Origin of the sequence: Microcoleus sp. S13C4, assembly GCF_036700865.1 — a bacterium.
Taxonomy (GTDB): Bacteria; Cyanobacteriota; Cyanobacteriia; order Cyanobacteriales; family Microcoleaceae; genus Microcoleus.
In genome coordinates, this window is sequence record NZ_JAUBPS010000001.1 from 173,953 (window position 1) to 199,243 (window position 25,291).

A 25,291-nucleotide genomic window follows, 5' to 3' on the forward strand; every position below is an offset into this window, starting at 1 on the left:
TTAATCTTTTTCACATTTTGAACTTTAGCCTTTAATTAAGTATCTATCTTATCTTTGTTATCTCCTAACATTTTAATCACTTTTCTAGCGACGACAAGACCGACTACCGCACCGCCGACCCATTTAATAACCTCCCCTGTTTGAATCGGGTGCAAGTGGCGCTCAAACATTTCATCTTTTAACCATTCCGTTGTTACTTTAAAATTATGAATAGGAGTAGGTAATAACTCTAAGTAACTACCTTGGCGGATTAAGTGACCGACTTCTCCGGCAACTTCAAAGCTATTGTAAATGCTAGCCGCGCTTTCTTCTATCCCAAGTTTTAGCAGCGTTCCCCGCAGGTTAACTTCAGCAGGTTTTAGGCTATTTCCTAAAGCGAGAGCTTTCAAATTGTGAGCAATTGCAGCTCCCTGCTGATAAGCAACTTGAGCGGTGGCAGGTAAAGAATTGCCTTGAACTGTTGCACAATCTCCGCCAGCAAAAACTTCTGGAAAATCTAGCAGTTGTAGTGTAGGGTTCACTAAAGGGTTTCCGTGTTTGTCTCGGCTTTCCTCAGAAATTGCTAAATCTTTAATGAGCGAGTTAATGTTAGTTCCTGTCGTCCAAATTACTGTAGATGTAGGTAAGGTTTCTCTCTGTTCGTGGCGCAGATATTCAACTTCGTTGACCCGAATAGCAGTCGCTTTTGCCTCCATCATAAATTCTACGGGTACAGTGCGCTTTTGCAGAGCATTTTTCGCAATTTCGCGCAGGTGACTATTCATATCGTTGTCAAGAATTTCCTTGCCGTGATTGAGTAAAACGACCCTTACTTCTGCTGGATTGCCACCCATTGCAGCAAACCAATTAGGTAGTAAATCTCCTAATGTACCTGCCATTTCCACACCAGAAGCTCCAGCACCTACTACGGTGACTGTCAGGAATTTGCGACGCTGTTCTGCATCTTGAATCTGAAGAGCTTGTTGGAAGCAATCGCGTAGGTGTTTATCAATGGCGATCGCATCTTCGCCGGTACGGAAAGGGAACGCATGTTCTTGAGCTCCCTCTATACCAAAATATCCTGTAACGCTGCCTAAAGCTAAAACTAAATTGCTGTAATTGTAAGAATCCCCCGATGTTACTTTCACTTCGCGCTCGTGCAAATCAATGGATTGAACGGCATCTTTAACAAAGATGACACCGCTATCTTTTAGCAATTCATCATAGCGCGGCCAAACTTCTTCTGCACCCATCTCCCCGCTAAAATATTCATAAAGTAACGGCTTAAAGCAAAAGCGCTCCTCTTTTTCTATCAAAATTACCGAACGGGGATAGTGTTGATGGCTCAAGTGCAAAGCTGTAAATAGCCCCGCAAAGCCGCCACCTACAATTACAGTTTGATAGATTGTGTTGTTCATAATACTGTTCGTTAATCTTGATAAGTTTTGACGTAAGAAAATTGTTGTCTCCGTATGGACGGAGGAGTTTATTAATCCATTCAATGCTTTTAAAAAAAGTTTTTCCCCTAACAAGCTCTTTTATTAAGTCGAATAAAAACCGTTTTTTGACAGAAATTTTTTATTTTAACACCATTATTATTAAGTCCTAAACTATACAAAAAAGTAACTCCATTATAACTAAGCTTAACTTAGATGCAAGGATTATTCACAAGCATCTGTCTTAAGAAAGAGATAAATTAACCAAATATACTTCTTAAGAGATAAATATATTTTTCTTCCAAATGAGTATACGCTATAATTAGCAAGATATTGAAGGAAATAAATCTATAGTAGCTAGCTTTGTCACAACCTTGACACAAACTTGTTATCAACTTGAGAAGTAAAATCTCTATAAGTGTAAAATAAATTAAAAAAATGACGGAGAAAAAATTATGAGCTTTTCCCCTGAGCTTCTGAAAGGCCAAAAAGCTCTCGTAACGGGCGCAAGTTCTGGTATCGGCGAAGCGATCGCCCGTTCTCTAGCTTCAGCAGGTGCATCTGTGGCAGTCAATTACCACTCGGAAGCTGAAGAAGCACAGAAAATTGTGGCTGACATTAAAGCTGCGGGTACAGAAGCGATCGCTCTTGGTGCCGATGTCAGCAAAGAAGATGAAGTTAAGGCTATGTTCAGCCAGATGTTCAAAGAATTTGGTACGATCGACATTCTGGTTAATAACGCAGGTCTGCAAAAAGATTCGCCCTTCGTAGACATGACAATCGATCACTGGAACATGGTGATTGGAGTGAATCTAACGGGACAGTTTTTATGTGCCCGCGAAGCTGCCAAAGAATTTATGCGGCGGGGCGTACAACCCGATATTTCATCGGCTGCTGGGAAAATTATTTGCATGAGTTCAGTACATGAGGTAATTCCTTGGGCTGGCCACGTCAACTATGCTGCTAGTAAAGGCGGTATTAATATGATGATGCGGAGTATGGCTCAAGAACTCGCCCCCCATAGAATCCGAGTCAATAGTATTGCGCCAGGGGCCATCAAAACCCCCATAAATAAATCAGCCTGGGATACCTCAGAAGCCGAAGCAAAATTATTAAAACTGATTCCTTACGGTCGAGTTGGGGAAGTGGAAGATATCGCTAAAACTGCTGTTTGGCTGGCTTCTGATGACTCGGATTATGTTTGCGGTGCAACGCTGTTTGTGGATGGTGGAATGACGTTGTATCCAGGATTTGCCACAGGTGGCTAATCGAGATTCTGGAATCTAAAATCTTATGGGATCAGTTAAATGGATGCTGAACAGAAACGAATTCAAGAAAATGCTGAAATGAAAGCCCACTGGAACCGCTGGGGATCTTATTTAAGCGATCGCCAGTGGGGAACCGTCCGCGAAGATTATTCGCCCTACGGTACGGCTTGGGAGTATTTCCCCCACGATATGGCGCGATCGCGTGCCTACCGCTGGGGTGAAGACGGGTTAGGAGGATTTTGCGATCGCCACGGTCAAATTTGTTTTGCCCTAGCACTGTGGAACGGCAAAGATCCCATTTTGAAAGAGCGTTTTTTTGGGCTTACGAACAGTCAAGGAAATCACGGAGAGGATGTCAAAGAATACTACTTTTATTTAGACAATACACCAACTCATTCTTATATGCGCTGGCTGTACAAATATCCACAGCAAGAATATCCTTATACTTTGTTGGTTGAGGAAAATGCGAGGCGCGACAAATCTCAACAAGAATTTGAGTTGCTGGATACAGGAATTTTTGAGGGCGATCGCTACTTCGATATCGTTGCTGAATATGCCAAAGCATCCCCAGAAGATATTTGCATTCGCATCAGCGCTACTAACCGAGGTTCGGAAACAGCAAGTCTTGACTTATTGCCGAGTTTATGGTTTCGCAATACTTGGTCATGGACGGGTAGCGAAAAACAAGCACAGGTTTCTAAAGCAGCCGATGGAATTATTAAAGCTCACCATCAAAAATATGGCGATCGCTGGCTGTTTTGTCAAGATCATCCCCCCCTGTTATTTACAGAAAATGAGACCAATGTACAACGTCTCTACAGTGTCGCCAATACCTCACCTTATGTTAAAGATGCTTTCCACGAATTGATCGTTCACAATCGCAAAGATGCTGTCAATCCCGCTCAAATTGGCACCAAAGCTGCCGCCCACTACCACCTCGAAATTGGTGCCGGAAAAACGGCAGTTATCCAACTCCGATTTACTGATTCTTACACCGATACTCCTTTTAGCCAAGAGTTTGCGGACACATTCATTCAAAGGCAAAAAGAAGCCGATGAATTTTATGACTCGCTTACCCCAAATCTTGATGAAGATATCCGCAACGTACAGCGTCAAGCCTTTGCGGGATTATTGTGGACTAAACAGTTTTATGCCTACGATGTTCGCACTTGGTTGCAAGGCGATCGCGCAGAACCCACACCATCAGCTCAGCGTTTAAATACTCGCAATGCTAACTGGCGAAATTTATATGCAGAAGAAGTCATTTCCATGCCCGATAAATGGGAATATCCTTGGTTCGCGGCCTGGGATTTGGCATTTCACTGCATTCCGATCGCCTTAATTGATGCGGACTTTGCCAAGCGGCAATTGCTACTGCTAACTCGCGAGTGGTATATGCACCCAAATGGTCAAATTCCAGCTTATGAATGGGCATTTGGAGATGTCAATCCACCCGTGCAAGCTTGGGCGGCATGGCGAGTTTATAAAATTGAACAAAAGCGAGTAGGTAAAGGCGATCGCGACTTCCTGGAACGGATGTTTCACCGACTGCTGCTCAATTTTATTTGGTGGGTAAACCGCAAAGATCCTCAAGGTGCAAACCTCTTTCAAGGTGGCTTTTTAGGTTTAGATAATATTGGGGTATTTGACCGCAGCAAACCCTTGCCAACGGGCGGCTATTTAGAACAAGCAGACGGGACTGCTTGGATGGGAATGTTTGCACTGAATATGTTAGCGATCGCGTTAGAACTTGCCAGCGAAGATCGAGTTTACTCCGATATGGCGCTCAAATTTTTTGAACACTTCCTCTATATAGCTGATGCTGTTAACCATGTCGGCCCAGAACAAATTGCTTTATGGGACGATGAAGATGGATTTTACTACGATGCTCTGTCCCAGCCTAACGGTCAATGTTGCTTGCTAAAAGTCCGTTCAATGGTGGGGATGACGCTGCTATTTGCTGTCGATACTCTGGAAGCTGACTTATTAGAAACAGTGCCGGGATTTAAAGAGCAAATCGATTGGTTTTTCCAGAACCGCCCGGAACTGGCCAAGAATATTGCTAGTATGGAAATTAAAGGAGTCGGTCAGCGGCGGCTGCTTTCAATTATCACCCCCGAAGCATTGCAGCGCGTCCTCAAAAGGCTGCTTGATGAAAACGAATTTCTCTCGCCCTACGGCATCCGCTCCCTCTCTCGCTATCACTTAGAACATCCATTTATTTTTGAGTGGGATGGTACTAAATATCAGGTAGACTATGAGCCTGCTGAGTCTACGACGGAGCAATTTGGTGGCAATTCTAACTGGCGCGGCCCGATCTGGTTTCCGTTAAATTTCTTATTAATTGAATCCTTGCAAAAATACTACCATTATTTCGGCGATGATTTCAAAGTAGAATTTCCTACGGGTTCTGGAGTTATGCTGAATTTATGGGAAGTTGCCTTGCAACTAGAGCAGCGGCTAAACAGCATTTTCCTGAGGGGAAAAGATGGTAAAAGACCTGTTTATGGCAGTTTAGAGAAGTTTCAAAACGATCCTCACTGGCGCGACATGATTTTGTTTCACGAATACTTTCACGGCGACAATGGTGCAGGATTGGGCGCGTCCCACCAGACGGGATGGACTGCACTGATAGCCAAACTGATTCAGCAAGTGAGTGAAAAGCCATGAAACTGATACAATTTTGTTTTACATAGCACGTCTAAATGAGTTGTGTGCATCGTAGTGGGAGCATCTTGTTAACGGTACAATTGCCTGAATGATTTAGACGCACTAAATCAATCTTTAGATAGATATCCAATTGGCAATTCTAAGCGAATAGTTAGTAGCAAGGCTAACTAAATTTTGTCGTTGCTATATAAAGTAACCGTAACGCATTGATGCCCTAAGGAGAAAGTAATGTCGGCTCTACCTCTCAATAGCGAAAATCTACCTTACCCCGATCCAATCCATCCGATTATTGTTCACTTTGTGATTGCGATGGTGTTTTTCTCGTTTTTTTGCGACGTTACTGGCTATTTTACCCGCAATCACCGCTTGTTTGAAGTGAGTTTCTGGAACCTATTTGTTGCCGCGATTTCCATCTTCCTAGCTGTCATTTTTGGTCAGTTTGAAGCTGGTTTGGCGCAACCTTATGAGGTAGCTAAGCCTGTACTAGATTTGCACACAATTACTGGTTGGTTGCTGGCGGCAATCATTGCCGCTATTACGGGTTGGCGCTTCGTAATTCGCAGGCGCGACCCATTGAAAGTACCGACTGCTTATCTGGGTGCCACAACATTTTTGAGCTGCTTGGTTTTTTTCCAAACATATTTGGGAACTCGGCTGGTTTGGGTGTACGGGTTGCACGTAGAACCGATCGTTGAAGCGACGAAAAGAGGAATTTTACAATGAACTCCCAACTTGTGCAGCAACTTGTCGATCAGTTGGGGTTCAAGCTAGGTGCAAATAGGCTGCCCTACGAAGTGCCAATTCACCCGAATTTTGTGCATTTCACGCTGGGTTTGTTTATCATTGCGATCTTATTTGATATAGCAGGCAGCCTTTTTCCCTTAGAAAGACCAATCTTTAAATTTTTGGCTCTCCCTGCCATGCGATCGAGCTTTTATGATGTGGGCTGGTACAATTTGGTGGCAAGTGCGATCGTCACATTTTTTACTGTAGCAGCGGGCTTTTTCGAGATTATGCTCGCAGCTCCGGCAGCGAATGTCAAGAGCGCGTGGGGGTTGGGAGCAGGTCCAACGATGATCTTGCACGGTTTGGGCGGAGTTTTGCTGTTGGGAGCGATCGTTGCCATGACTGTGTGGAGGGGGTTTCAGCGCTACCGCTGGCGCAAAGAAGCCACCAGGCAAGTACAGTGGAGCTATTTGCTCGCAGGCGTTGTCATGCTGGGTTTCCTATTCGTTCACGGGACGCTGGGAGCACACTTGGGAGACCAGTTTGGGATTCACAATACCGCTGCGGGTTTGCTCCGACAGGGGGGGAATCCTAGTTCTGCGCTCAAGTAAATAGGTAAACAAATTAAGAGTTTTCAGTTAGAGTACGCATCTTCAAAGTTTCTACCCCTTTTTGTGATGAAAGTTTTCAAGGCCTTGCTATTAGCTATTGCGATCGCGGTGGATATGGTCGCCAGCCACTGGGTGGGACAGCAGGCTTATTCTTGGATGCCCAGTCAGGGAACAGCAGAAGCTAAACAAGTTGACAATCTGTTTAGCTTCCTAGTGTCGATCGGAGCGTTTATTTTTGTGGGAATTGTGGGCATTATCCTATATTCGATCCTCACTTGCCGAACACCGAAAGGAGACTTCAGTCATGGGCATCCTGCGAGGGGAAATTGGAAAATTGAGCTCCTTTGGACAGTAATTCCGGTTATTTTAGTATCTTGGATCGCCACTCAAAGCTACATCATTTATCAGCAAATCGACATCCAGGGTTTGACACCGATCGCACACTTGCACCTGCCTCTGGAAGAACCTGTTTATGCTGCCAATAAACCCAGTGAAAACAACAACAATTCTAAACCAGTTAATGAAGAAATTGAGGTAATTTCTAAGCAGTGGTCTTGGTCTTTCCGCTATCCGCGCCGGAATGTTACCAGTACAGAATTGCACCTGCCCGTTAATCAAAATGTGCGGCTGACCTTGCAATCCCAGGATGTTATTCACGGTTTTTATGTTCCTGAATTCCGCATTAAGCAGGACATTATCCCTAACCGCACTCTTAACTTTGTGTTCGCGCCGATCCGAGAAGGCAAATATCGGTTGAGGGATTCTCAATTCAGCGGCACTTACTTTGCATTGATGGAGGCGGATGTGTACGTTGAATCCCCGGAAGCTTACGATCGCTGGCTGGCAAAAGCTGCGGCACAATCGCCAACTCCTGCAAACAATCAGGCGGTTTCTGAACACACCCACCACGTTCAGAAAGCCAGAGGTAGTTTCTGGCCGACTGTTTTGCCGGCTCAGCCTCCTGTTGTAAATCATGCCAACTGATCGAAGCATCGGCAAAAAACCAAGTTTCCTGTTTATTAATAATTAACAACTGAAAGATGACAAATAACTCGATGGAAAACATTGCCGGTGGTAATAATTCTGAAAGCGATCGCACTGAAAATCCGATTGGTTGGGGGCGCTACCTCAGATTCAGTAAAGATCACAAAGTTATCGGCATTCAATACCTAATCACTGCCTTTATCTTCTTCCTGATCGCGGGTTTATTCTCGATGATTATTCGCGCCGAACTGATCCAACCGCAATTAAATCTAGTCGATCGCCCTCTCTACAATGGCTTGTTCACGATGCACGGCACGATGATGATCTTCCTGTGGGTGTTCCCGTGTCTGGTGGGTCTAGCTAACTATCTGATACCGCTGATGATTGGGGCGCGGGACATGGCGTTTCCTCTCCTCAATGCCATCTCCTTCTGGATAATTCCCCCGACGGGCTTGCTACTGCTGTCGAGCTTTTTGCTGCCCAGCGGTACCGCCCAAGCTGGCTGGTGGTCTTACCCGCCGGTTAGTATCCAGAACCCGTCGGGTCATTTAATCAACGGTCAACTGATCTGGCTTTTGAGTGTCGCACTGCTGGGCATCTCGTCGATTATGGGGGGAGTTAACTTCGTGACGACGATACTCAGGATGCGGGCACCGGGCATGACGTGGTTTCGGATGCCCATCTTCGTCTGGACGGTTTTGAGTGCTCAGTTGCTGCAACTGTTTTGCCTGCCAGCCCTCACTGCGGCTGCGGTGCTGCTGTTTTTCGATTTGGCGCTGGGGACAACCTTTTTCGATCCCTTTAACGATGGCAGTCCGATTCTTTACCAGCACTTATTCTGGTTTTACTCACACCCAGCAGTGTATGTGATGGCGCTGCCTGCCTTTGGCATCTTCTCGGAGATATTGCCGGCTTTTTCCCGCAACCCTTTGTTTGGCTATAAATCAGTCGCGATCGCATCCTTTGCCATTTCTGTAATCAGCATATTCGTCTGGGTACACCACCTGTTTGCCAGCGGCACCCCTGGCTGGATGCGGATGTTGTTCATGTTCTCCACGATGTTGGTGGCCGTACCCACTGGTGTCAAGGTATTCGCTTGGACTGCTACTGTCTGGGGCGGAAAGCTGCACCTAGAAACGCCGATGTTGTTTGCCTTGGGAGGTGTGGTGATGTTTCTTTTCGGTGGCATCACTGGTGTCATGCTGGGGGCAGTGCCGTTTGACCTGCACGTAAATAACACCTATTTCGTAGTCGGCCACTTCCACTACATTGTCTTCAACACTGTAACAATTGCGATTTTTGGAGCAATTTACTACTGGTTTCCCAAGATGACGGGGCGGATGTATGCCGAGGGCTGGGGTAAAATCCACTTCTGGCTGACTTTTATCGGGGCTAATCTCACTTTCTTTCCGATGCACCCATTGGGCTTGCAAGGGATGGTACGCCGAGTTGCTTCTTATGACCCGCAATACCAAGGGTTGAACGTTATTGCCAGTTTGGGGGGATTTCTGCTGGGGGTGGCGACGCTGCCTTTTATCGTCAATATGGTGGTTTCCGCGTTGCAGGGCCCGAAAGCCACTAATAATCCTTGGCACGCTACGGGGTTGGAGTGGACGGTTTCTTCGCCGCCGCCTGTTGAGAATTTTGCCCAGATTCCGGTTGTGACTTTGCCGCCTTACCACTACGTCGATTCTCCAGATCCGATCGCCCAGGCTTCTGCTCAAGAATAGCTGCAATTTCCATCCTGAAAGAGTTACTTATGGCAAATCCTACGCATTCAGGGCGATCGCGCCACTCCTCGCCCAAAGGAAGCAAGCAAAATTCTCAAGAGCACGGAAATGGGATGTTTGGCTTTACCGCGTTCTTGCTTTCGGAGAGCATGGTCTTCCTCAGTTTTTTCGCGGCTTACATCATCTTGCGGCTGACAACTCCCAACTGGCTGCCTCCAGGTGTCCCGAAATTAGAGGTGCTTAAACCTGCGATTAGCACGGCGGTACTGGTTTCCAGCAGTTTTGTCATTTACTTTGCAGAACGCGCCCTCGATCGCCGCAAACTCGCCCAATTTCGCTTGCTGTGGCTGGCGGCATCGTTGATGGGAACTTACTTTTTAGTTAATCAGGCGATCGAGTGGAACCACCTATCTTTTGGACTGACGACGGGGTTATTTGGCGCGACATTCTATCTGCTGACGGGGTTTCACGGTTTGCACGTTTTTGTCGGGATTATCTTGCAGCTAATTATGCTTGTCCGTTCTTTCATTCCGGGCAATTACAATGCCGGTCACTTCGGCGTGAGTGCAGCTTCTTTGTTTTGGCACTTTGTTGATGTGATTTGGATTGTTTTGTTCTCGCTGGTTTATCTGTGGTAGTTCTATTTCTTTGCCCAAACCCTACCCTTGCGGTTTTGATAGTGCTTGTAATTCTTCCCAATTGTAATGTTTGGGCAATTCAACTGGCTTAGCATTAGCGCCTAAACCTAACCCGCTCGCAGGCTGAATTTCGGCGATCGCCTCTGAAGCAACATCAGCCACCGCATTGCCGGCAATACCACCCGCGATCGCTCCTGCAATGCTACCAATGGCAGCACCAACCTTTCCCCCAACAGAATTACCAATGGCAGCACCGGCAACACCGCCACCGACTGCGCCCAATCCTGTGGCGATCGGATGATTATCGGGATTCTTTTGAGGATCGTTGAGATGTTTGTCGTCAGATTCAGATTGCTGCTTGTCATTCATCGTCGTAACCTCCTTAAAACTTGGAACTTTAGATTTTGGAAATCATGGGTCAGGTTTGCACCAACAGCGAGACTAAGATGTGCTGTAGCGAGCTAACACCCACAGAGTAAAGCGCTCCAACCCCACCAAGAGGGCAGTAATGCCGACGGCTAAACCAAACAAAACTAAGTTGTTTTCGTTACTCGCCTTCAAAGCAAAACTTAGGGAAGTAGAGACGGCAGGGGGATGGACGACATCCAGCAGGATCATCAGGACGATTGTCACCACCATAGCTATGCCACCGGAGAGATATCCAGAACCAAAAATCATGTACGCAATCCAGCCAATTGTTGCTGCCATTATTTGAGCAAGGCTCAGCGTTCGCATAGTGTTCGTACCGTGCTCGGGATCTAGGTAAATTAGAAACGCACTAGAAGCAAGGGAGGCAAATAAAAGGCGTTGGCGACTTAGCACTTCGACCAAAGCGAAGACGCCCAACACAATTGCAGTGGGTGCTACGGCCAATGCGAGCTCACCCTTGAGAGTTAACCTGCGCCTTATGGATCGATTTGCACCTTCTATTGGTTTTAAGCTGGAACGATTTCGACTCATGCTTCTTTTGCGATGGCGTTCTTCTCATTGAAACGGCGCTGCTCTCCCTGCCTGATCTCACGCTCTAAGAAGTAGTTCAACAGCGTTCGCAGCAGAACGATCGCCCCTAAATTCAAAATATCCTGGCGGGTTGGTGCAACTGCGGTACGCAGGATATCACTCGCTACGGTAAATTCTAGCCCCAATGCCAGCACTCGTCCCAGTTTCAGACGAATACCTTCAGTTGCATCTACATGGTATCTCGAACGCAATAACAACTGATGCAGATACTCCCAAATTCCCCGAATGATACCCAGGCCAATGACAATTGCAGCCGCAATTTCTGCTCCTGCTGCCAAATAGCCCACGATTAGCTTGAGCCAAGACTCCAAAGGAATAGCTGCACTTTCTACTGGCGCCCCTCCTCCAACATTGAGGCTCAACAGAAGTACCAGCCCAAAAATCAGGCCCAGAGGCAATAACAGGTTGATGAGTGATTCGATGAAAAGCTCTTGTTTCATTGGCTGTTAGTTATCTCACCATGAACAACGAATCTGCCCGTTGCTACTTCAGCTTTTGTGCTAGGCGATCGCCAACGCGCAGCGCATTTGCCATAATCGTTAGCGTCGGGTTAACGCCTGAATTGGACGGAAAAAAACTGCCATCCACAACGTAGAGATTATCAACATCATGGGTGCGGCAATTCAGGTCAAGGACTGAGGTTTTGGAGTCTGTGCCAAACCGACAAGTGCCGCATTGATGACCAACTGATTGTACCGGCATCTGGGCACGGGGATACAGGCTAAAGGGAATGACGTGCTTGGCACAACAACGGTTGAGGGATTTGAGTACAGATGTCCACCGGTGAATTAGGCGATCGCCTGCTTCCGTATTGTTCGGCGTATAATCTAGGTTAATCTTGTCGCCCGCCACCCGCACGCGATTATTTTTATCTGGCAAATCTTCTGTCTGCAACCACCAACCAACTGAGCGCTCAGCAATCAAATGCCGCTCATATTCAGGGATCAATTTTACCAGCGGAGCCATGAGCCCAGGAGCTTCAGCCGGCAGCATATCAGCTAACACATTGCCGGTATTTTGTACCATCCCCATTGGATAAGGAAAATCCGGCTCTCCCCAATAATAATCATTAACAGCAATTGTTTTTTGAAAGCTAGCTTGATTCACTTCTATGTGCATGGAAACTAGAGCGGTTGCCAGATGTTTCATCAAATTCCGCCCCACCTGATCGGAACTATTTGCTAATCCATTGGGGTGCTGTTCGTTAGCAGATTGTAATAACAAGACAGCCGAATTAATTGCACCGCAGGAAACCACCACAATATCGCCTGTAAACTGCTGTCGTTCCCCTAAAACTTCTGTTTCTACCCCCGTCACCTCTCGCCCTGACTCGCTGGTATGCAGTCGCAGGACTTTGGCATTAGTTATTAGGCTAACATTGGCATACCTTTCGCGGGTAGGACGAATCGCATTCACATCCGCATCAGCTTTGGCACCTACTAAACAAGGATAGCCGTCAAATGTATCACAGCGAATGCAAGGGCTGTTTGTGCGATCGCCTTCATTCAGCTTTAATCCTAATGGCAAATGAAAGGGATTGTAGCCAATTGCTCGAATCTCATTTTCGAGTACCTGCATATCAGGTTCATGACTGACAGCAGGATAAGGATAAGCTTGGCTGCATGGCGGTTCAGTTGGATCGGTTCCTCGCTCTCCATGAACGTCATAGAGTGCTTCTGCTTGCGTGTAATATGGCTCAAAATCTGCGTATTTGAGCGGCCATTCTGGAGAAATTCCTCCCTTGTGAATTACGCGATCGAAATCTCGCTCGCGCAGTCGTAAGAGAGCCGCACCATAAACTTTTGTATTGCCGCCAACCCAATAGCCTGTCTGGGGTCTAAACTCCTTACCTTCCCTGTCGTACCAGCGCTCGTCCGTGTGGTAGCGCTCTTTTTGATAAACTTCTAGCGCACTCCAATTAGCTTTTTCCCTGGGCAAAAAGTCGCCTCGTTCTAGCACTAAAATCTTTTTACCAGTCGGTGCGAGACGGTGAGCGAGCGTACCTCCACCCGCACCGGTGCCAATAATGATGATATCGTAGTGATTCGCGGGATTTACCATTGCCAAGTTTTTGCCAAATTGTGCTGGTTTGAGAATAATTTTACCTTAGATCACGGGTTAAATACTACCCAGAGATTCAGGAATCAAAACAGTATCAATGATGTGAAATACACCGTTATCTGCTTCCACATCTGGAGTGACTACATTAGAATCGTTTACCTTAACTCCATCAGACGTATTAATCGTGAGCGTTGAACCTTCGGAGGTGGTGACAGAATGAGTTTTGCCAATTTCTGCTGCTGTGATTTTTTGGTCGAGAATGACATAATAGGTTAAAACTTTAATTAGATCCGGGATATTTTCCAGCAAAGCTTTTACAGTTCCCAATGGCAGCTTAGAAAACGCTTCATCAGTTGGTGCAAAGACGGTGAAAGGGCCTTCTGCTTTTAAACCCTCTGCTAAGCTAGCCACATTGAGAGCTGTTACTAAATTAGCGAAGCATCCGGCATTGATTGCAGTATCTACAACGTGATGCCTTGTCAATCTCCTTAATATTTACAGGGGGTTTTACAGTTAAACTTGAAATTACAAAAGTGATTTTAGCTGCGATCTAGCAACACTTGCCCTGCATCAATTCGGATGCGAAATAGGCTGTAAGGTTTCTCGCGCAAGTCTTGCCCATTATGATAGCTGGGGTTCCTATTCCACTGATCTACAGTAAAGTAGAGATAGCCATCTTGGGCAACAAAAAGGCAATTGGGCCAAAGCATTCGCGCATCATGGGCGACTGTTTCCAACGTACCATCAGGTAGGCGGCGCAAAATCGAATTGTTTTCGTAGTTCGTCACATAAAGGCGATTTTTTGCATCGGAAACCATGCCACCGGAAGCGCCTTTTTCACCGTGATCGATGACTGTTGTGGCAACCTCTTCATCAGGTAGATTTTGATTAACTAATGCTTCAATGCTGACGCTGTAAAGGTGCCGACTTGCCAGAGGACAATAAAACAGCATTTGACCGTCACCACTGAGGGCAATACCATCACTACCTGTGTGAATGTGCTTCGGCGGTTTACCTGCGTGACGCACCATCATCGGTTGACCTTCAACTACTGGCAAAAAGCCTGGAATTGGTTTAGTTGAAGGATGGTCATTGAGTTTGCGCCAACTTTTTCCAGAGGCTAAATCTACGACAACAATGCCGTTAGGCCCTTCTTCCGATGAGTCGGTAATAAATGCAATTCCTTCCTCTCCCCAGCGCAAATCGACGCGCACATCATTCAGGGTAGAATTGGCAGAGGCGACGGATTCTGGAAAGAGTATTTTTTTGACAATACGATCGCTTTCCAGGTCAATTCCCACCAGTTTCGGGCCGCCGGGAGGAACTGAATTTTGTTTGATTTTTGCGTGGTCTAACAGCCAAAGGCGATCGCGCGCGTCGATGGTCATTCCTTGTACGCAAAGCAACCGTTCTGAGGGCGAAGCTGAATCTAACTTGTGGATTTCTGCATTGGGATAGGGAACGGGATTGCCGTTTTTTTCTTGCGGCTGTTTGAGTTCCGCAACGGTGAATTCTACATCGTCAACCAGACGGGGGTAGCTGATGAAAATTCGCCCTTGCTTGGATACCGCAACACCGATGGGCATGGCACCATCGAATAGCGTTATTAGCTCTAGATTGCCAGCGGATTTGTCAGCAGGCAATGAAGGCACCGCGGCCAAAGGTTCGGTTGCGACCAAGTTCGCCATTGCACTAATCCTATTGAGATTATGAATGATTTAAAGAAGCAGAAATTTAGATGCTAATTATATCTAAAAAAGGTCTAGCCTGCTATTTAGTTAACAAAGCACAACAACTTTTTTGGATATTTTGCTCGGTTTAAATTAACATTCTTGATAAAATTTTTATATCTATCTAATGGCTTAAGTGAGATTTATATCTAAAGACTGATTTGTATTTGACTAATCATTGTTTCAGGATATAAATGACCTTTAAAAGGGTAGAAAATACTAATGCTTGAAGGCATCAATATTTATGACGATCGCATGAAATCGCTCCTGCGTCCTGGTGCTTCACTCCAGAAGGTTGCCAGCGGTGCAGTCTGGAGCGAAGGCCCGGTTTATTTCCATGAAGATGATAGCGTGGTGTGGAGTGACGCTCACGGCAACCGCCTGCTGCGCTGGAGTCCCAGTGAGGGAGTGAGCGTTTTGCGCGATCCGTCCGACTATCAAAGTGGCAATTACCGCGATCGCGAAGGTCGCCTTGTCTCGTGTTCGTCGGGTTTGCGCGCGATCGTCCGGCGCGAACACAGCGGCGAATGGCAGGTGTTAGTCGATCGCTACCAAGGCAAGCGCCTCAACAGCCCGAATGACCTGGTAGTGAAGAGTGACGGCACGATCTGGTTTACTGACCCCCCCTACGGCCTCATGCAGCCAAACCAGGGATACGGCGGCGAACAGGAACAGCCTGGATGTTTTGTGTACCGCTTCGATCCGGCGACGGGTGCGATCGATGCAGTGGTGACGGATATGTTGCGCCCCAACGGCCTCGCCTTCAATCCCGACGAAAGCATCCTGTATGTGTCGGATAGTTCAGCTTTCAATATGCCCCAGGGGTATCACCACATCCGCGCCTATGATGTTGTAGGCGATCGCGATGTGGACAATGGCCGCGTGTTCGCAGTCATCGATCCTGGTGAACCCGACGGGTTGCGAACGGACGAACACGGCAATATCTTTACGAGTTCCAAAGATAGCGTGCAGGTGTACGCGCCCGACGGTAATCGCTTGGGCAAAATTCCGGTACCGGAGACTTGCGCTAACCTGACTTTTGGGGGAGCCCAGCGCGATCGCCTGTTGATAGCGGCTGGCACCTCTTTGTATGCGATCGATCTCAACACTCGCGGGGTGCAATAAGTAGAAGGGAAAAGGCTGTATAGCCGACTATTTACGAATCTGTACTTGACGTTTAATCATGTCCAGTTTGGAATATTTCAATAGATTGGAAATGACAAAATGATTTATAAATTTGCTATCGGCGTGGCGATCGCGCTTCTGTTCGCTCAAGTTTCACCTCATCTGCCAGAACTAAGTTTCAAACTGCTTAGTTCACTCAATCCCGTCTTTCCGGCCGATCTTCCCGGCTGGGCACTTTTATTGTTGAGAGTGGGTATCGGCGGCTTATTCCTGCTGCACGGCTACCCAAAAATAACACATCTTCGAGAGTGGTCTGAGGCTCTGAAAATGCCGCTGTTTCTGTGCTTTCTCTCAGCAGCTTCCATGTTAGCTGGCGGAGTTTGCCTGATTCTGGGATTTCTCACACTATTAGCAAGTCTGCCGATTCTCGGTTCAATGCTATTCGCTATCTATTTAGATATATCCAAACGGTTGCCTTTTGTTGCTAGCGATCCGTATTTAATTCCTGAAGGGCAGTATGAAGGGCCCAATGGCAAGGGCGAACCGCCAAGCTGGGAGAAAGCGTTTATGTACTGCCTGATGCTGATTGCGATCGCGATTTTAGGGCCTGGTGCATATTCGCTGGATGCTTTAATTTTTAGAGGCTAAATTATTCTTGCCAGCCCGTTAGCTTCGACTATTAGCATTTTGCGATCGTTCTTTACCTATTGTGCGATCGCAGTTTTGACCTAAAGCGAGGCTGACACCCACCGCCCTGTAATGCTGGAAAGCTTTACTACGACTAAGTTTGAGTAATAGAGTTAGTGGCTCTTCCGTATTGAATATGCTAAATAAATAGTAACCTGAGCAAATAAATATGAACAAATATATAAAAGACTGAATCAAGTTCTTGCCAGGATAGAAAGAATCTTAAAAGACGCCTCCAAATAAGTATTATTATCAAAACCCTCGGTTATTAAACAACTAGGAATTGAGGAAATATCCTTTATTAACAACTAACTAAGGTAATTATAGTGCTGTCTTAATAGATGTAATCAAACTCCATAGCCCTTATCGAAAAATGAATAAAACATCCATTAAAACCACAAACTCAAAATCAGGCGAGTTACATAAAATGTATTTATCTATCAAAATTATCCCTGAATCAAAATAAAAATTTAGACCAATTATTGAGCAAGAAATAAATGGACTAGAGGGATTCTGTAAACTTGGAGAATGACACTTGAGAGTAAAAAAATATTTTCCTGACACCCAGAACACTATTATCCGTTGGCTTGAGGAGATTATTGCTTACTTTGATAATAGGACTACCAGTGGTGTTCTTGAGGGTATCAACAACAAACTAAAGTTAATAAAACGTTCTGGTTAGGGTTTGAGGAATTTGGAAAACTACTCTGGTTAGATGTTTGCTTACTGAGCACTTTAAGTGTTAGTTTGGTACATCAACTAATCAAGAGCCGAGTTAATCAATAATTTGTTATAAAATATAGTATCCTACCTTCAAATGGCCAAATCTGTAATTAATGGCAAATGATCCGAACCGACATTGCGGCCAGTATGAATCTTCAAAACACTAATTTCTTTGCTGACTAGAAAGTGATCGATCGGAATATAAGCTAGGGGCATAAAAGTCGGCCAAGTCGGTAAAATGCCAAAACCCGATCGCGCATTTCGCAAATTTCCGGTTTTTACCATATTTTTGTAGAAGGGCGACCACATTGTGGTGTTGAAATCCCCAACCACAATCAGCGGATTTTTTACTTGGGCTGCATACTCGCCGATGCCTGCTAGCTGTTGGTTGCGAGCGATAAAACTTTGATGTTTGATCGGCACCGTCGGATGAGCAAGAATCAAAGAAATGATTTTACCTTGAAATTTAACATCAACCAACAAGCTCTTTCTTTGGTTTGAAAAGGCTCTAACAGAGGAATTATTTAAAGGCAGCTTGCTGTATATTGCACTGCCAAATCTCTCAGATTCTTGCTGGGTGGAAGAGTAAGGAAATATCTCCCTTAAAACCGATAACTCTCTTGCCCAAGATGAGTTGACTTCTACAAAAACCGCGATATCAGGTTGTTCTGCTTTAACCAGCGATATCACCTCAGAATATCGCCGATTACTCCTTAAAACATTTGAATGCAAAATCCGCAAGTTTTGTCCGGGAGTTGCTCCGGCTACTGCTGGCGCTGGAAAATACCAAGGAACAATTTCCGCTAAATTAATAATGATACAAAATGCGCTCACCAACAACCATCTTTTTTTTGAGCGCACGAGAGCGAACAATATAAAAGTAGAGAAACCCACCAGCAGATATTGTAGTTTAAAATGAGAACTCAGTTCAAAAAAAATGTTAAATTCTCCCAAATAACCGACTATTGACAACACGGCATTTACAGTTGCTGCGATAATAAACCATTTTAAAATTACGTACTTCAAGCTAAGGTTTTTGTTGGGGGTGCTGTGCATCACCGCCCATTTGAGCTTGATTTTAAGGTCGTTGGTAATCAGCAATTTATCAATTTCTGTTACCAATTGTTCTGGCGGTTCCAACTCTTGCCGCTTTTGATAAAATCTCACCAGCAAGCTATCTACCACAAAATAACTAAAATAATTAGCAACAAAGCCTGCAAATACCAACACACCTAAACCGATCAGCATACCAAACGAACCGCCGACTTTGACCAAACCCGACCAAACGGCTGCGTCACCTGTTTTACCTGTAGCTAGTATGGCTATAAATAGCATTAAAGTAGGCAATCCGATGGTGATTGTGTTTCTGATGAGAGAGTCCATTATACAATTTTAGATTTTAGATTTTAGATTTCAGATTGGAAATGAATCATGCAGTTTTTAGGGCAATGCACACCCCACCTATTGACTAAAGAGCGACTTTAGAAAATCGGGATAATCCTTAAATTTCATAGATTTCTAATGGTAAGTTGTCGGGATCTCTGAAAAATGTAAAGCGTTTTTCGGTAATTTCGTCAAGGCGAATTTCTTCTACTTCTACTTGTTGGGATTTTAAGTAAGCAACTGATGCTTCTATGTCCTCAACTGCAAAAGCTAAATGTCTCAAACCGCAAGCTTCAGGACTGTTAACTCTTTCAGGAGGATGGGGAAATGAAAAAAGCTCAATGGTGTCGCCGTTTCCGACTTGCAAATCTAGTTTGTAAGAATTCCTCTCGGTTCGGAAAGTTTCTTTGATAATGGAACATCCCAATACTTCTACATAAAATTTTTTAGATGCTTCGTAATCCGAGCAAATAATCGCCACATGATGTATTGCTTTTATTTTCATCTTAAAAAATTTAGTTATAGCTGAAGGAATAAGGAAGAAGAAAGAAGGAAGAAGAAAGAAGCAGCAATGGTTTCAGCGACTAAGAATGTTAATAGCGTCGGGCGCGGTTGCTATAGTTGGGGTTTTTTTCAACAGCACAGCACGCTATTGACAATTATATTTGACGATCGCAGACTCGGCGAGAAACCCTGGGAAATTCAGGGCGATCGACCTTTATTTTCCCTCGCCCAAATCTTAATCTGAAAAATTTCTGCAAAAAAAGTACCCTACTTTGATAAAATGAGAGTTTTGCAGTCAATCACCCAATTTGCATCTCAGGAGACAAGGATTATGGCCCGTATGTATTACGACACCGACGCGAACCTAGACCTCTTAGCCAACAAAACGATTGCTATCATCGGCTACGGTTCCCAAGGACACGCCCACGCCCTCAACCTCAAAGACAGTGGCATGAATGTCGTTGTCGGTTTGTATCCCGGTAGCAAATCTGCAGCCAAAGCAACCGACGCGGGTTTAACAGTTCACCCGGTAGACAAAGCAGCAGCCGCTGCTGACTTCATCATGATTTTATTACCCGATGAAGTTCAAAAAACTATTTACAAAGAACAAATCGAACCGAACCTTTCAGAAGGAAATGTTTTAGCATTTGCTCACGGTTTTAACATTCACTTCGGCCAAGTTGTTCCCCCTGCCAATGTAGACGTAGTAATGGTTGCCCCCAAAGGCCCCGGACACTTGGTGCGACGGACTTACGAACAAGGGGAAGGTGTTCCGAGTTTGTTTGCAGTATATCAAGATGCTTCCGGTCAAGCGCGCGATCGGGCAATGGCCTATGCTAAAGGTATCGGCGGCACCAGAGCCGGCATCCTTGAAACCACTTTCCGCGAAGAAACAGAAACGGATCTTTTTGGCGAACAAGTAGTTTTGTGCGGCGGTTTGAGCGCCTTAATTAAAGCTGGATTTGAAACTTTAGTTGACGCCGGATACCAACCGGAATTAGCTTATTTTGAATGTTTGCACGAAGTTAAACTTATCGTTGACTTAATAGTAGAAGGAGGCCTCGCCAAAATGCGCGACAGCATCTCCAATACCGCAGAATACGGCGATTTAACTCGCGGCCCCCGTATCGTCACGGATCAAACCCGCGCCGAGATGCGTAAAATTCTCAGCGAAATTCAATCCGGCCAATTTGCCCGCGAATTCGTTCTCGAAAACCAAGCCGGCAAACCGGGCTTTACCTCCATGCGCCGTCAGGAAGCAGAACATCCTATTGAAGAAGTTGGTAAAGATTTGCGAGCTATGTTTAGCTGGTTGAAAAAGCAGGCTTAATCAATTTTAGATTTTAGATGGGAGGACCAATCTAAAACAGTCCTTGAGGCATAACCTCTATCTGTAGGGTGTGCAGTGCACACCTTACCGCTGGGAGGAAAATCTCAAATCTCAAGTTTAATAGATTACAGATTAGAGAGTGGATAAAAAAATCTCAAACCTAAAATCCAAAATCTAAAATCGTACTGTTGGATTTCGCTTCGCTTAACCCAACCTACAAGAAAAAGGCTAGGTATTATTAGAGAAACCGGGTTTCTCGCTGGTAGCTCAAAACTATCGACTGGGACTAGGACTTTTTTCCAAGTTTTCAATCTCTTTATCCCTTTGCTTGTTTGAATCTTTCGGCTTCACCCACGAAGGCCACAACCCGACGAAGAACTTTCGGCTTGCCACGCTAGTATCTCTTACAGGTTTGGGCAGAAAAGCTAAAGTGTCACCGTAAAGGGTAAACAGCGCTATAAACAGCAGCAACAGCGGGATAAAATTTTTTTTAGGCATGGCAGTTTGGGAGTAGAGTTTGTGAAAGCGCTTTGTTATATTTTGCCCTTGCACGGACCAAAAATATCAGAAACAGCTTAAGAAGAAAAATACACCCCTGGGGACTAAGGGGCCGCGCATACAAAAGGAAAGGCTGCTAGTCGCAATATGATGTCCCCTCTAACTACCACTACAAACACCTTTATTATAGGTGTTGGAGCGGAAATCCGATTATTAGCTAATGACTCATAGCGGTAAGGTGCGCCTAGCACACCCTACATCATTAGGTACTGGGTCGAGAACTGTAAAAGATACTATGGTGTTTTGGCGCTTACCTACTTAAGGACTAATGACTACTTGTTCCCTTGAATAAAAGTTTGCACTACTGCATTAATTTCTGGAGTAATTTCTGTTACCAGCCGCACGGGGATTGCATTTGTAGAAGCAAATTGCGCGTATTCTGGCGTTAGAAAAACTGCATATTTGTCAGCTTCAGCAGTTAGTTGAGCGGCGCTAGCTAAACTTACAGCTTTTATATAATTGCGTATGCTAGCAGCTTGGTCGCCGACAACTTCATCCCCGGTAATTACTGTGCTAGGTCTGCGAAGTTGGTCTAAAGTCGTACTCGGATCTTTGACGCTTAAGTGGGTTCCTCCTACAAAACCGACTAGCCATTTGGGGGAGGGAATCTTTGGGAATCCGGCAATTTGTTCTGCTAAGGCGGGAGTGGTTTTGTCCGCAGAAGATGCTACTATTAATGTGGGAATTTGAATTGAAGTCAAACCAGTTTCTCCAAAGAGTAATGATGTTATGGGATTCATGGCGATCGCCCTTTTAATCCTTGCATCCCGCAATTGATACCGTTCTTCGGGCAATCCAGCCGCCGCGCACTGAATTCCTTCGCCCAAGCTGAACCCAATCAAATCCCCCTGACACCGCTGTTTGAGTCCGCTCAATTGCAGTTCGGCGCCGGCCACGGACAAGGCTGTGGCACCGCCAAATGAATAGCCAATTATTACGGCTCGGTTGATCCCCATTTTCCCCTGCAAGTTATCATCAGTTTCGTTCAATTTTGTCAGTTCGTCGAGTACAAAACTGATGTCTTTGGGACGGTCTAAAAACTCTTGAGGAGCTAGCAAGGGAGACTTACCCGCCATCGCAGCATTGGTATTCGTTTCATTGCTTCCCGGATGTTCTAAAGCTGCTACCACATAGCCGTGAGACGCCAAATGCTCGGCTAAGTAGCGCAAATCGGTGCGGACGGAACCCAACCCGTGAGAAAAGACGATCGTCGGTTTGTCGGCTGTCGCAGCTCTCGACCAGTACACATCAACCGGAATAGGTCGATTGCGGGCGCTATCGTTCAAATCTAGCGCCCGTACCTTCACGGAATTAGGGCCTGGTTGGCTGGGGTCGAAAGGAAGGTTGAGGGCTGGTTTAACCGCTGCTAATTGAGGTGCGATCGCCGCCATAAAGCGCTGAGTTTGCCAAAAACTTGCGTTCATATTTCCCAAAACTGCGAAAGCTCGATCGAGATCCACCACCACCCGCGAGCTCGGATAAGATTCAATGAAACTCAATATCGATAACCCTTCCGGCGCCTTTGCTCCCTGCACCAGAGCGGCTCGCAGCGCTTCCACACCCCCACCGTCGCGCCTGGGTATCACAGTAGTCAAATCCGTCAGGATGCCAGTGCCGATGCCCGTATTTAGCAAGTTGCTCAGGCCGACTACATTTAGGGGAATTTTCGCTTGCAGTGCCCGAAAAATTTTACTCCGCTGTTCCTCAGACAGGAGATTGGCATAAGCTTGCAGTTGGGGGGGGACTTTTCCTGTTTCTGCGAGTTCGCGCAAATCCGCAACCGATATCGAGGATTCTAAAATACCTTTGCGGACAACAACAGTTTCAGCAGCTTTTACAGGGGATGTCACGTCGCTGAAAGGATTAATCGAGATTGAACCCAAAACACTCGCTACCGAAGAAAACCATCTGAAATTTGGTCTGATGCTCATTTTTACGTTATTGAACTAGAGGGGGTAGATCACCATATTCTCAAAATTCTCCCAGATACCGAGATATTGTTCTAGATGCCGAGAAATTGCCTCCATCGGAGTGCGATCGGCAATGCCTCTACGCATATTTACTTGCCGATCGCACATTCCCTACCTAAGTGCACTTCTTGTGCGGGTGCTAATGATGATGAGTTGAAGGATTTTTTAATCGACCGCCCAAAAAATACAAACTTCGCGAGTGAAAAGAGCGATCGGTTCTTAACTGTCACGTTTTCTTTGGTTGCTGCATCCTGTTCTCCTGGAACTTCACAACCATCCACAGTGAATAATTTTCATACTTTTATTCTAAAAATTAAGTAGCTGTTTTGGCATTTAGCCTTAGTAAATGCTCTACTTATTGCCATGTTTACCTCATTTAGTATGGGCGTTTATAGCGAAAACATTAAGTATATCAACTGTCATTGCGCTTGCTATTACAAAAAATTTTACCCTCACATATTGGCAAAACAATAATATCTTTTTTCGATTAAAAGATTAAACGTATCTATCAATCTCAAGACGTATTATGGAAAATTTAGAGCGGGTCATTGGTAAGAAGTAGGACTTGTCACGAGAAACTACATTTTTTGGTAAAATATGGGTTTTATGACGAGAAAATTATAAAAAAAACCGGCTTTATAGTTCTCCGCGAACAAGTCCTGATTTGGAATAATACCCATAAAAAAGGGAAACGTGCTTTTATCCCTTGCTCTTCCCTATTTAAAATCTAAAACAGGGAAAGGTTTCGCCGCTTCCATCTGCGTCGCTAAAGCAATTAAAGTTGCTTCCGCCGCCGGTCGCCCGATAATTTGAATTCCCACGGGCAAACCGTTGTTATCTAAAATGGCAGGAAGTGCGATCGCAGGCAAACCACTAGCATTAAATGGCGGACAAGGAGCTACCCAATTAATAATGCGCTGCAAAGTTTCTTCAAAACTCAAATCCGCCCACTCGCCAATCCGGATTGGCGAGTGCATATAAGTTGGCAAAACTAACACATCAAATTTTTCAAAGAATCCCACAATCCGCCGTGAAATCAGCTGCATTTGATTCACCGCCCGCAGATATTCCCCAGCGGAAATAGTTCTTTCTAACAGCCAGCGATTCATCGGTTCCAAAGCAGGGCCTGGAATGCCACTTGCCGCCGCCCCCGACTGCCAAATTGCGATAAACGGTTCGATTAAACCCGTAAAATCTGGGCATCCAGGTTCGACATCATGACCCAAATCTGTCAGTAACTTGACGGTTTCGAGTACCGCTTGCTGACAGATAGGCGCAGCCTCGCCCACAGGGGAAATAGTGGTAGAAAAAGCGATTCGCAGTTTGCCCTGCTCTTGACGGGAAGCCTCTAAAAAAGTCGGATTTGAATCTGGTAGCCAGTACGGATCGCCCGTTGTGTAGCCTGACATCACATCCAAAAGTGCGGCGGCGTCAGCTACAGTGCGCGCCAGTGGGCCGTTTGCAGAAATGCCGCTGAGGTAATCTCCGACAGGTGCCCAGGAAACTCGCCCTCGCGACGGTTTAATGCCCACTAAACCGCAGCAGGAAGCTGGGCCTCGAATCGAACCGCCGCCGTCTGAACCTTGGGCGATCGCGCACAAACCTGCTGCTACAGCCGCCGCTGAGCCGCCGCTGGAACCTCCGGGCGTATAGTCTAAATTCCAGGGATTGCGCGCCGGTGGGAAACCTTCGGGTTCGGTGTAAGGTAATGAGCCAATTTGAGAGGTGGCTGTTTTGCCCAGAATGTTAAATCCTGCTGCTTTGATCCGCCATACTACTGACTCGTCGTAGGCAGAGATGTTACCCAGCAAAGCCTGAGTGCCGTAGGTACAGGGAACGCCCGTAACTGGTGTCAAGTCTTTAATGGCGATCGGCACTCCGAAAAAAGGTGGCAATTCCTGTGGCTTGTTTAACCCAGCTAGTTTTTCGGTTTGAGATTTAGCTAGGGCGATCGCCCGCTCGGCCGTTACAGTAAAATAACTGCCCAGCTCAGGGTTTAATCGCTCAATCCGTTCCAAGTACAGATTGACAATTTCTAGGGGCGACACTTCCAGAGCGCGGATCGACTCCGCCAACTCCAGAGCTGGAGTAAAAGCCCGATCGACAGAATTCATCTGTTTAAGTCCTTAATATTTGGCTAAAGTATCCATTTATACTG

23 protein-coding genes and 1 pseudogene are annotated in these 25,291 nt (G+C 45.8%); 12 read left to right on the top strand and 12 right to left on the bottom strand.

The features are described 5' to 3' along the window. Positions 1-35 precede the first annotated feature (35 nt). Positions 36-1,397: an NAD(P)/FAD-dependent oxidoreductase gene (locus QT996_RS00745; RefSeq protein WP_333043966.1), complete on the bottom strand. Its 1,362-nt coding sequence runs from the start codon at positions 1,395-1,397 to the stop codon at positions 36-38. Between the two features lie 473 nt (positions 1,398-1,870). Between QT996_RS00745 and QT996_RS00750 the strand changes: the two genes are divergently transcribed. The 7 genes from QT996_RS00750 to QT996_RS00780 all read left to right on the top strand — a co-directional run bounded on the left by QT996_RS00750 (position 1,871) and on the right by QT996_RS00780 (position 10,042). Further along, a complete protein-coding gene (locus QT996_RS00750) occupies positions 1,871-2,683 on the top strand; it encodes an SDR family oxidoreductase (protein WP_333043967.1) in 813 nt (270 codons plus the stop codon). Positions 2,684-2,722: 39 nt separating this feature from the next. Beyond that, positions 2,723-5,353: an MGH1-like glycoside hydrolase domain-containing protein gene (locus QT996_RS00755; protein ID WP_333043968.1), complete on the top strand. Its 2,631-nt coding sequence runs from the start codon at positions 2,723-2,725 to the stop codon at positions 5,351-5,353. A 228-nt stretch (positions 5,354-5,581) separates the two neighbouring features. Further along, complete coding sequence (locus QT996_RS00760) at positions 5,582-6,076, top strand: DUF2231 domain-containing protein (protein WP_333043969.1); 495 nt, start codon at positions 5,582-5,584, stop codon at positions 6,074-6,076. Further along, complete coding sequence (locus QT996_RS00765; RefSeq protein WP_333043970.1) at positions 6,073-6,690, top strand: DUF2231 domain-containing protein; 618 nt, start codon at positions 6,073-6,075, stop codon at positions 6,688-6,690. Before QT996_RS00760 ends, QT996_RS00765 begins: the two co-directional genes overlap by 4 nt. 66 nt (positions 6,691-6,756) lie before the next feature. After that, positions 6,757-7,674: a cytochrome c oxidase subunit II gene (locus QT996_RS00770; protein ID WP_333043971.1), complete on the top strand. Its 918-nt coding sequence runs from the start codon at positions 6,757-6,759 to the stop codon at positions 7,672-7,674. 56 nt (positions 7,675-7,730) lie between these two features. Next, positions 7,731-9,404, top strand: coding sequence for a cytochrome c oxidase subunit I (ctaD, locus tag QT996_RS00775; RefSeq protein WP_333043973.1), 1,674 nt, complete (start codon positions 7,731-7,733; stop codon positions 9,402-9,404). 29 nt (positions 9,405-9,433) lie between these two features. Next, complete coding sequence (locus QT996_RS00780) at positions 9,434-10,042, top strand: heme-copper oxidase subunit III (protein ID WP_333043975.1); 609 nt, start codon at positions 9,434-9,436, stop codon at positions 10,040-10,042. Positions 10,043-10,063: 21 nt separating this feature from the next. Here QT996_RS00780 and QT996_RS00785 read toward each other — a convergent pair whose 3' ends face one another. The 6 genes from QT996_RS00785 to QT996_RS00810 form a co-directional block, all read right to left on the bottom strand. Further along, a complete protein-coding gene (locus QT996_RS00785) occupies positions 10,064-10,411 on the bottom strand; it encodes a colicin V family bacteriocin (RefSeq protein ID WP_333043977.1) in 348 nt (115 codons plus the stop codon). Positions 10,412-10,483: 72 nt separating this feature from the next. Further along, positions 10,484-11,002 (bottom strand): HPP family protein, encoded by a 519-nt coding sequence (locus tag QT996_RS00790; protein WP_333043979.1) that lies wholly within the window; start codon positions 11,000-11,002, stop codon positions 10,484-10,486. After that, a complete protein-coding gene (locus QT996_RS00795; RefSeq protein ID WP_333043980.1) occupies positions 10,999-11,502 on the bottom strand; it encodes a DUF1622 domain-containing protein in 504 nt (167 codons plus the stop codon). Before QT996_RS00795 ends, QT996_RS00790 begins: the two co-directional genes overlap by 4 nt. A gap of 43 nt (positions 11,503-11,545) precedes the next feature. Next, positions 11,546-13,123 carry a GMC family oxidoreductase gene (locus tag QT996_RS00800; protein ID WP_333043981.1) on the bottom strand — a complete coding sequence of 526 codons (1,578 nt, stop codon included), beginning with the start codon at positions 13,121-13,123 and terminating at the stop codon, positions 11,546-11,548. Positions 13,124-13,180: 57 nt separating this feature from the next. Then, positions 13,181-13,606 (bottom strand): fasciclin domain-containing protein, encoded by a 426-nt coding sequence (locus QT996_RS00805; RefSeq protein WP_333043983.1) that lies wholly within the window; start codon positions 13,604-13,606, stop codon positions 13,181-13,183. Between the two features lie 56 nt (positions 13,607-13,662). Further along, on the bottom strand, positions 13,663-14,811 hold the full coding sequence (locus QT996_RS00810; RefSeq protein ID WP_333043985.1) for an L-dopachrome tautomerase-related protein: 1,149 nt from the start codon (positions 14,809-14,811) through the stop codon (positions 13,663-13,665). A 264-nt stretch (positions 14,812-15,075) separates the two neighbouring features. Here QT996_RS00810 and QT996_RS00815 point away from each other — a divergent pair, with 264 nt between their 5' ends. The 3 genes and pseudogenes from QT996_RS00815 to QT996_RS00825 all read left to right on the top strand — a co-directional run. Further along, positions 15,076-15,978, top strand: coding sequence for an SMP-30/gluconolactonase/LRE family protein (locus QT996_RS00815; protein ID WP_333043987.1), 903 nt, complete (start codon positions 15,076-15,078; stop codon positions 15,976-15,978). 99 nt (positions 15,979-16,077) lie between these two features. Next, positions 16,078-16,626 carry a DoxX family protein gene (locus QT996_RS00820; RefSeq protein WP_333043989.1) on the top strand — a complete coding sequence of 183 codons (549 nt, stop codon included), beginning with the start codon at positions 16,078-16,080 and terminating at the stop codon, positions 16,624-16,626. Between the two features lie 589 nt (positions 16,627-17,215). Further along, positions 17,216-17,347, top strand: a pseudogene (locus QT996_RS00825) (transposase); the annotation flags it as partial. A gap of 131 nt (positions 17,348-17,478) precedes the next feature. On the opposite strand, the gene QT996_RS00830 reads toward QT996_RS00825, so the two are convergent. Then, positions 17,479-18,771 carry an endonuclease/exonuclease/phosphatase family protein gene (locus tag QT996_RS00830; protein WP_333043990.1) on the bottom strand — a complete coding sequence of 431 codons (1,293 nt, stop codon included), beginning with the start codon at positions 18,769-18,771 and terminating at the stop codon, positions 17,479-17,481. A 118-nt stretch (positions 18,772-18,889) separates the two neighbouring features. Beyond that, positions 18,890-19,276, bottom strand: coding sequence for an SMU1112c/YaeR family gloxylase I-like metalloprotein (gene gloA2 / locus QT996_RS00835; RefSeq protein WP_333043992.1), 387 nt, complete (start codon positions 19,274-19,276; stop codon positions 18,890-18,892). 66 nt (positions 19,277-19,342) lie between these two features. Here gloA2 and QT996_RS00840 point away from each other — a divergent pair, with 66 nt between their 5' ends. After that, positions 19,343-19,519, top strand: coding sequence for a hypothetical protein (locus QT996_RS00840; protein ID WP_333043993.1), 177 nt, complete (start codon positions 19,343-19,345; stop codon positions 19,517-19,519). 36 nt (positions 19,520-19,555) lie between these two features. Next, positions 19,556-20,605, top strand: a complete 1,050-nt coding sequence (gene ilvC, locus QT996_RS00845; protein WP_333043995.1) for a ketol-acid reductoisomerase — start codon at positions 19,556-19,558, stop codon at positions 20,603-20,605. 273 nt (positions 20,606-20,878) lie between these two features. On the opposite strand, the gene QT996_RS00850 is transcribed toward ilvC, so the two are convergent. The 3 genes from QT996_RS00850 to QT996_RS00860 all read right to left on the bottom strand — a co-directional run bounded on the left by QT996_RS00850 (position 20,879) and on the right by QT996_RS00860 (position 25,247). After that, entirely contained in the window at positions 20,879-21,103 is a 225-nt protein-coding gene (locus QT996_RS00850) for a hypothetical protein (protein ID WP_333043997.1), read from the bottom strand. Positions 21,104-21,435: 332 nt separating this feature from the next. Continuing rightward, positions 21,436-23,094, bottom strand: coding sequence for an alpha/beta hydrolase (locus QT996_RS00855; protein WP_333043999.1), 1,659 nt, complete (start codon positions 23,092-23,094; stop codon positions 21,436-21,438). A gap of 755 nt (positions 23,095-23,849) precedes the next feature. After that, complete coding sequence (locus tag QT996_RS00860; protein WP_333044000.1) at positions 23,850-25,247, bottom strand: amidase; 1,398 nt, start codon at positions 25,245-25,247, stop codon at positions 23,850-23,852. Between the last annotated feature and the right edge of the window lie 44 nt (positions 25,248-25,291).

Coding starts and splice junctions, on each gene's coding strand:
- QT996_RS00820 (WP_333043989.1), top strand. CDS start 16,078: ATGATTTATAAATTTGCTATCGGCGTGGCGATCGCGCTTCTGTTCGCT.
- ctaD (WP_333043973.1), top strand. CDS start 7,731: ATGACAAATAACTCGATGGAAAACATTGCCGGTGGTAATAATTCTGAA.
- QT996_RS00800 (WP_333043981.1), bottom strand. CDS start 13,123: ATGGTAAATCCCGCGAATCACTACGATATCATCATTATTGGCACCGGT.
- QT996_RS00810 (WP_333043985.1), bottom strand. CDS start 14,811: ATGGCGAACTTGGTCGCAACCGAACCTTTGGCCGCGGTGCCTTCATTG.
- QT996_RS00780 (WP_333043975.1), top strand. CDS start 9,434: ATGGCAAATCCTACGCATTCAGGGCGATCGCGCCACTCCTCGCCCAAA.
- QT996_RS00790 (WP_333043979.1), bottom strand. CDS start 11,002: ATGAGTCGAAATCGTTCCAGCTTAAAACCAATAGAAGGTGCAAATCGA.
- QT996_RS00815 (WP_333043987.1), top strand. CDS start 15,076: ATGCTTGAAGGCATCAATATTTATGACGATCGCATGAAATCGCTCCTG.
- QT996_RS00750 (WP_333043967.1), top strand. CDS start 1,871: ATGAGCTTTTCCCCTGAGCTTCTGAAAGGCCAAAAAGCTCTCGTAACG.
- QT996_RS00855 (WP_333043999.1), bottom strand. CDS start 23,094: ATGAGCATCAGACCAAATTTCAGATGGTTTTCTTCGGTAGCGAGTGTT.
- QT996_RS00840 (WP_333043993.1), top strand. CDS start 19,343: ATGGTTTCAGCGACTAAGAATGTTAATAGCGTCGGGCGCGGTTGCTAT.
- QT996_RS00760 (WP_333043969.1), top strand. CDS start 5,582: ATGTCGGCTCTACCTCTCAATAGCGAAAATCTACCTTACCCCGATCCA.
- gloA2 (WP_333043992.1), bottom strand. CDS start 19,276: ATGAAAATAAAAGCAATACATCATGTGGCGATTATTTGCTCGGATTAC.
- QT996_RS00770 (WP_333043971.1), top strand. CDS start 6,757: ATGAAAGTTTTCAAGGCCTTGCTATTAGCTATTGCGATCGCGGTGGAT.
- QT996_RS00860 (WP_333044000.1), bottom strand. CDS start 25,247: ATGAATTCTGTCGATCGGGCTTTTACTCCAGCTCTGGAGTTGGCGGAG.
- QT996_RS00765 (WP_333043970.1), top strand. CDS start 6,073: ATGAACTCCCAACTTGTGCAGCAACTTGTCGATCAGTTGGGGTTCAAG.
- QT996_RS00785 (WP_333043977.1), bottom strand. CDS start 10,411: ATGAATGACAAGCAGCAATCTGAATCTGACGACAAACATCTCAACGAT.
- QT996_RS00830 (WP_333043990.1), bottom strand. CDS start 18,771: ATGGACTCTCTCATCAGAAACACAATCACCATCGGATTGCCTACTTTA.
- QT996_RS00795 (WP_333043980.1), bottom strand. CDS start 11,502: ATGAAACAAGAGCTTTTCATCGAATCACTCATCAACCTGTTATTGCCT.
- ilvC (WP_333043995.1), top strand. CDS start 19,556: ATGAGAGTTTTGCAGTCAATCACCCAATTTGCATCTCAGGAGACAAGG.
- QT996_RS00850 (WP_333043997.1), bottom strand. CDS start 21,103: ATGCCTAAAAAAAATTTTATCCCGCTGTTGCTGCTGTTTATAGCGCTG.
- QT996_RS00745 (WP_333043966.1), bottom strand. CDS start 1,397: ATGAACAACACAATCTATCAAACTGTAATTGTAGGTGGCGGCTTTGCG.
- QT996_RS00755 (WP_333043968.1), top strand. CDS start 2,723: ATGGATGCTGAACAGAAACGAATTCAAGAAAATGCTGAAATGAAAGCC.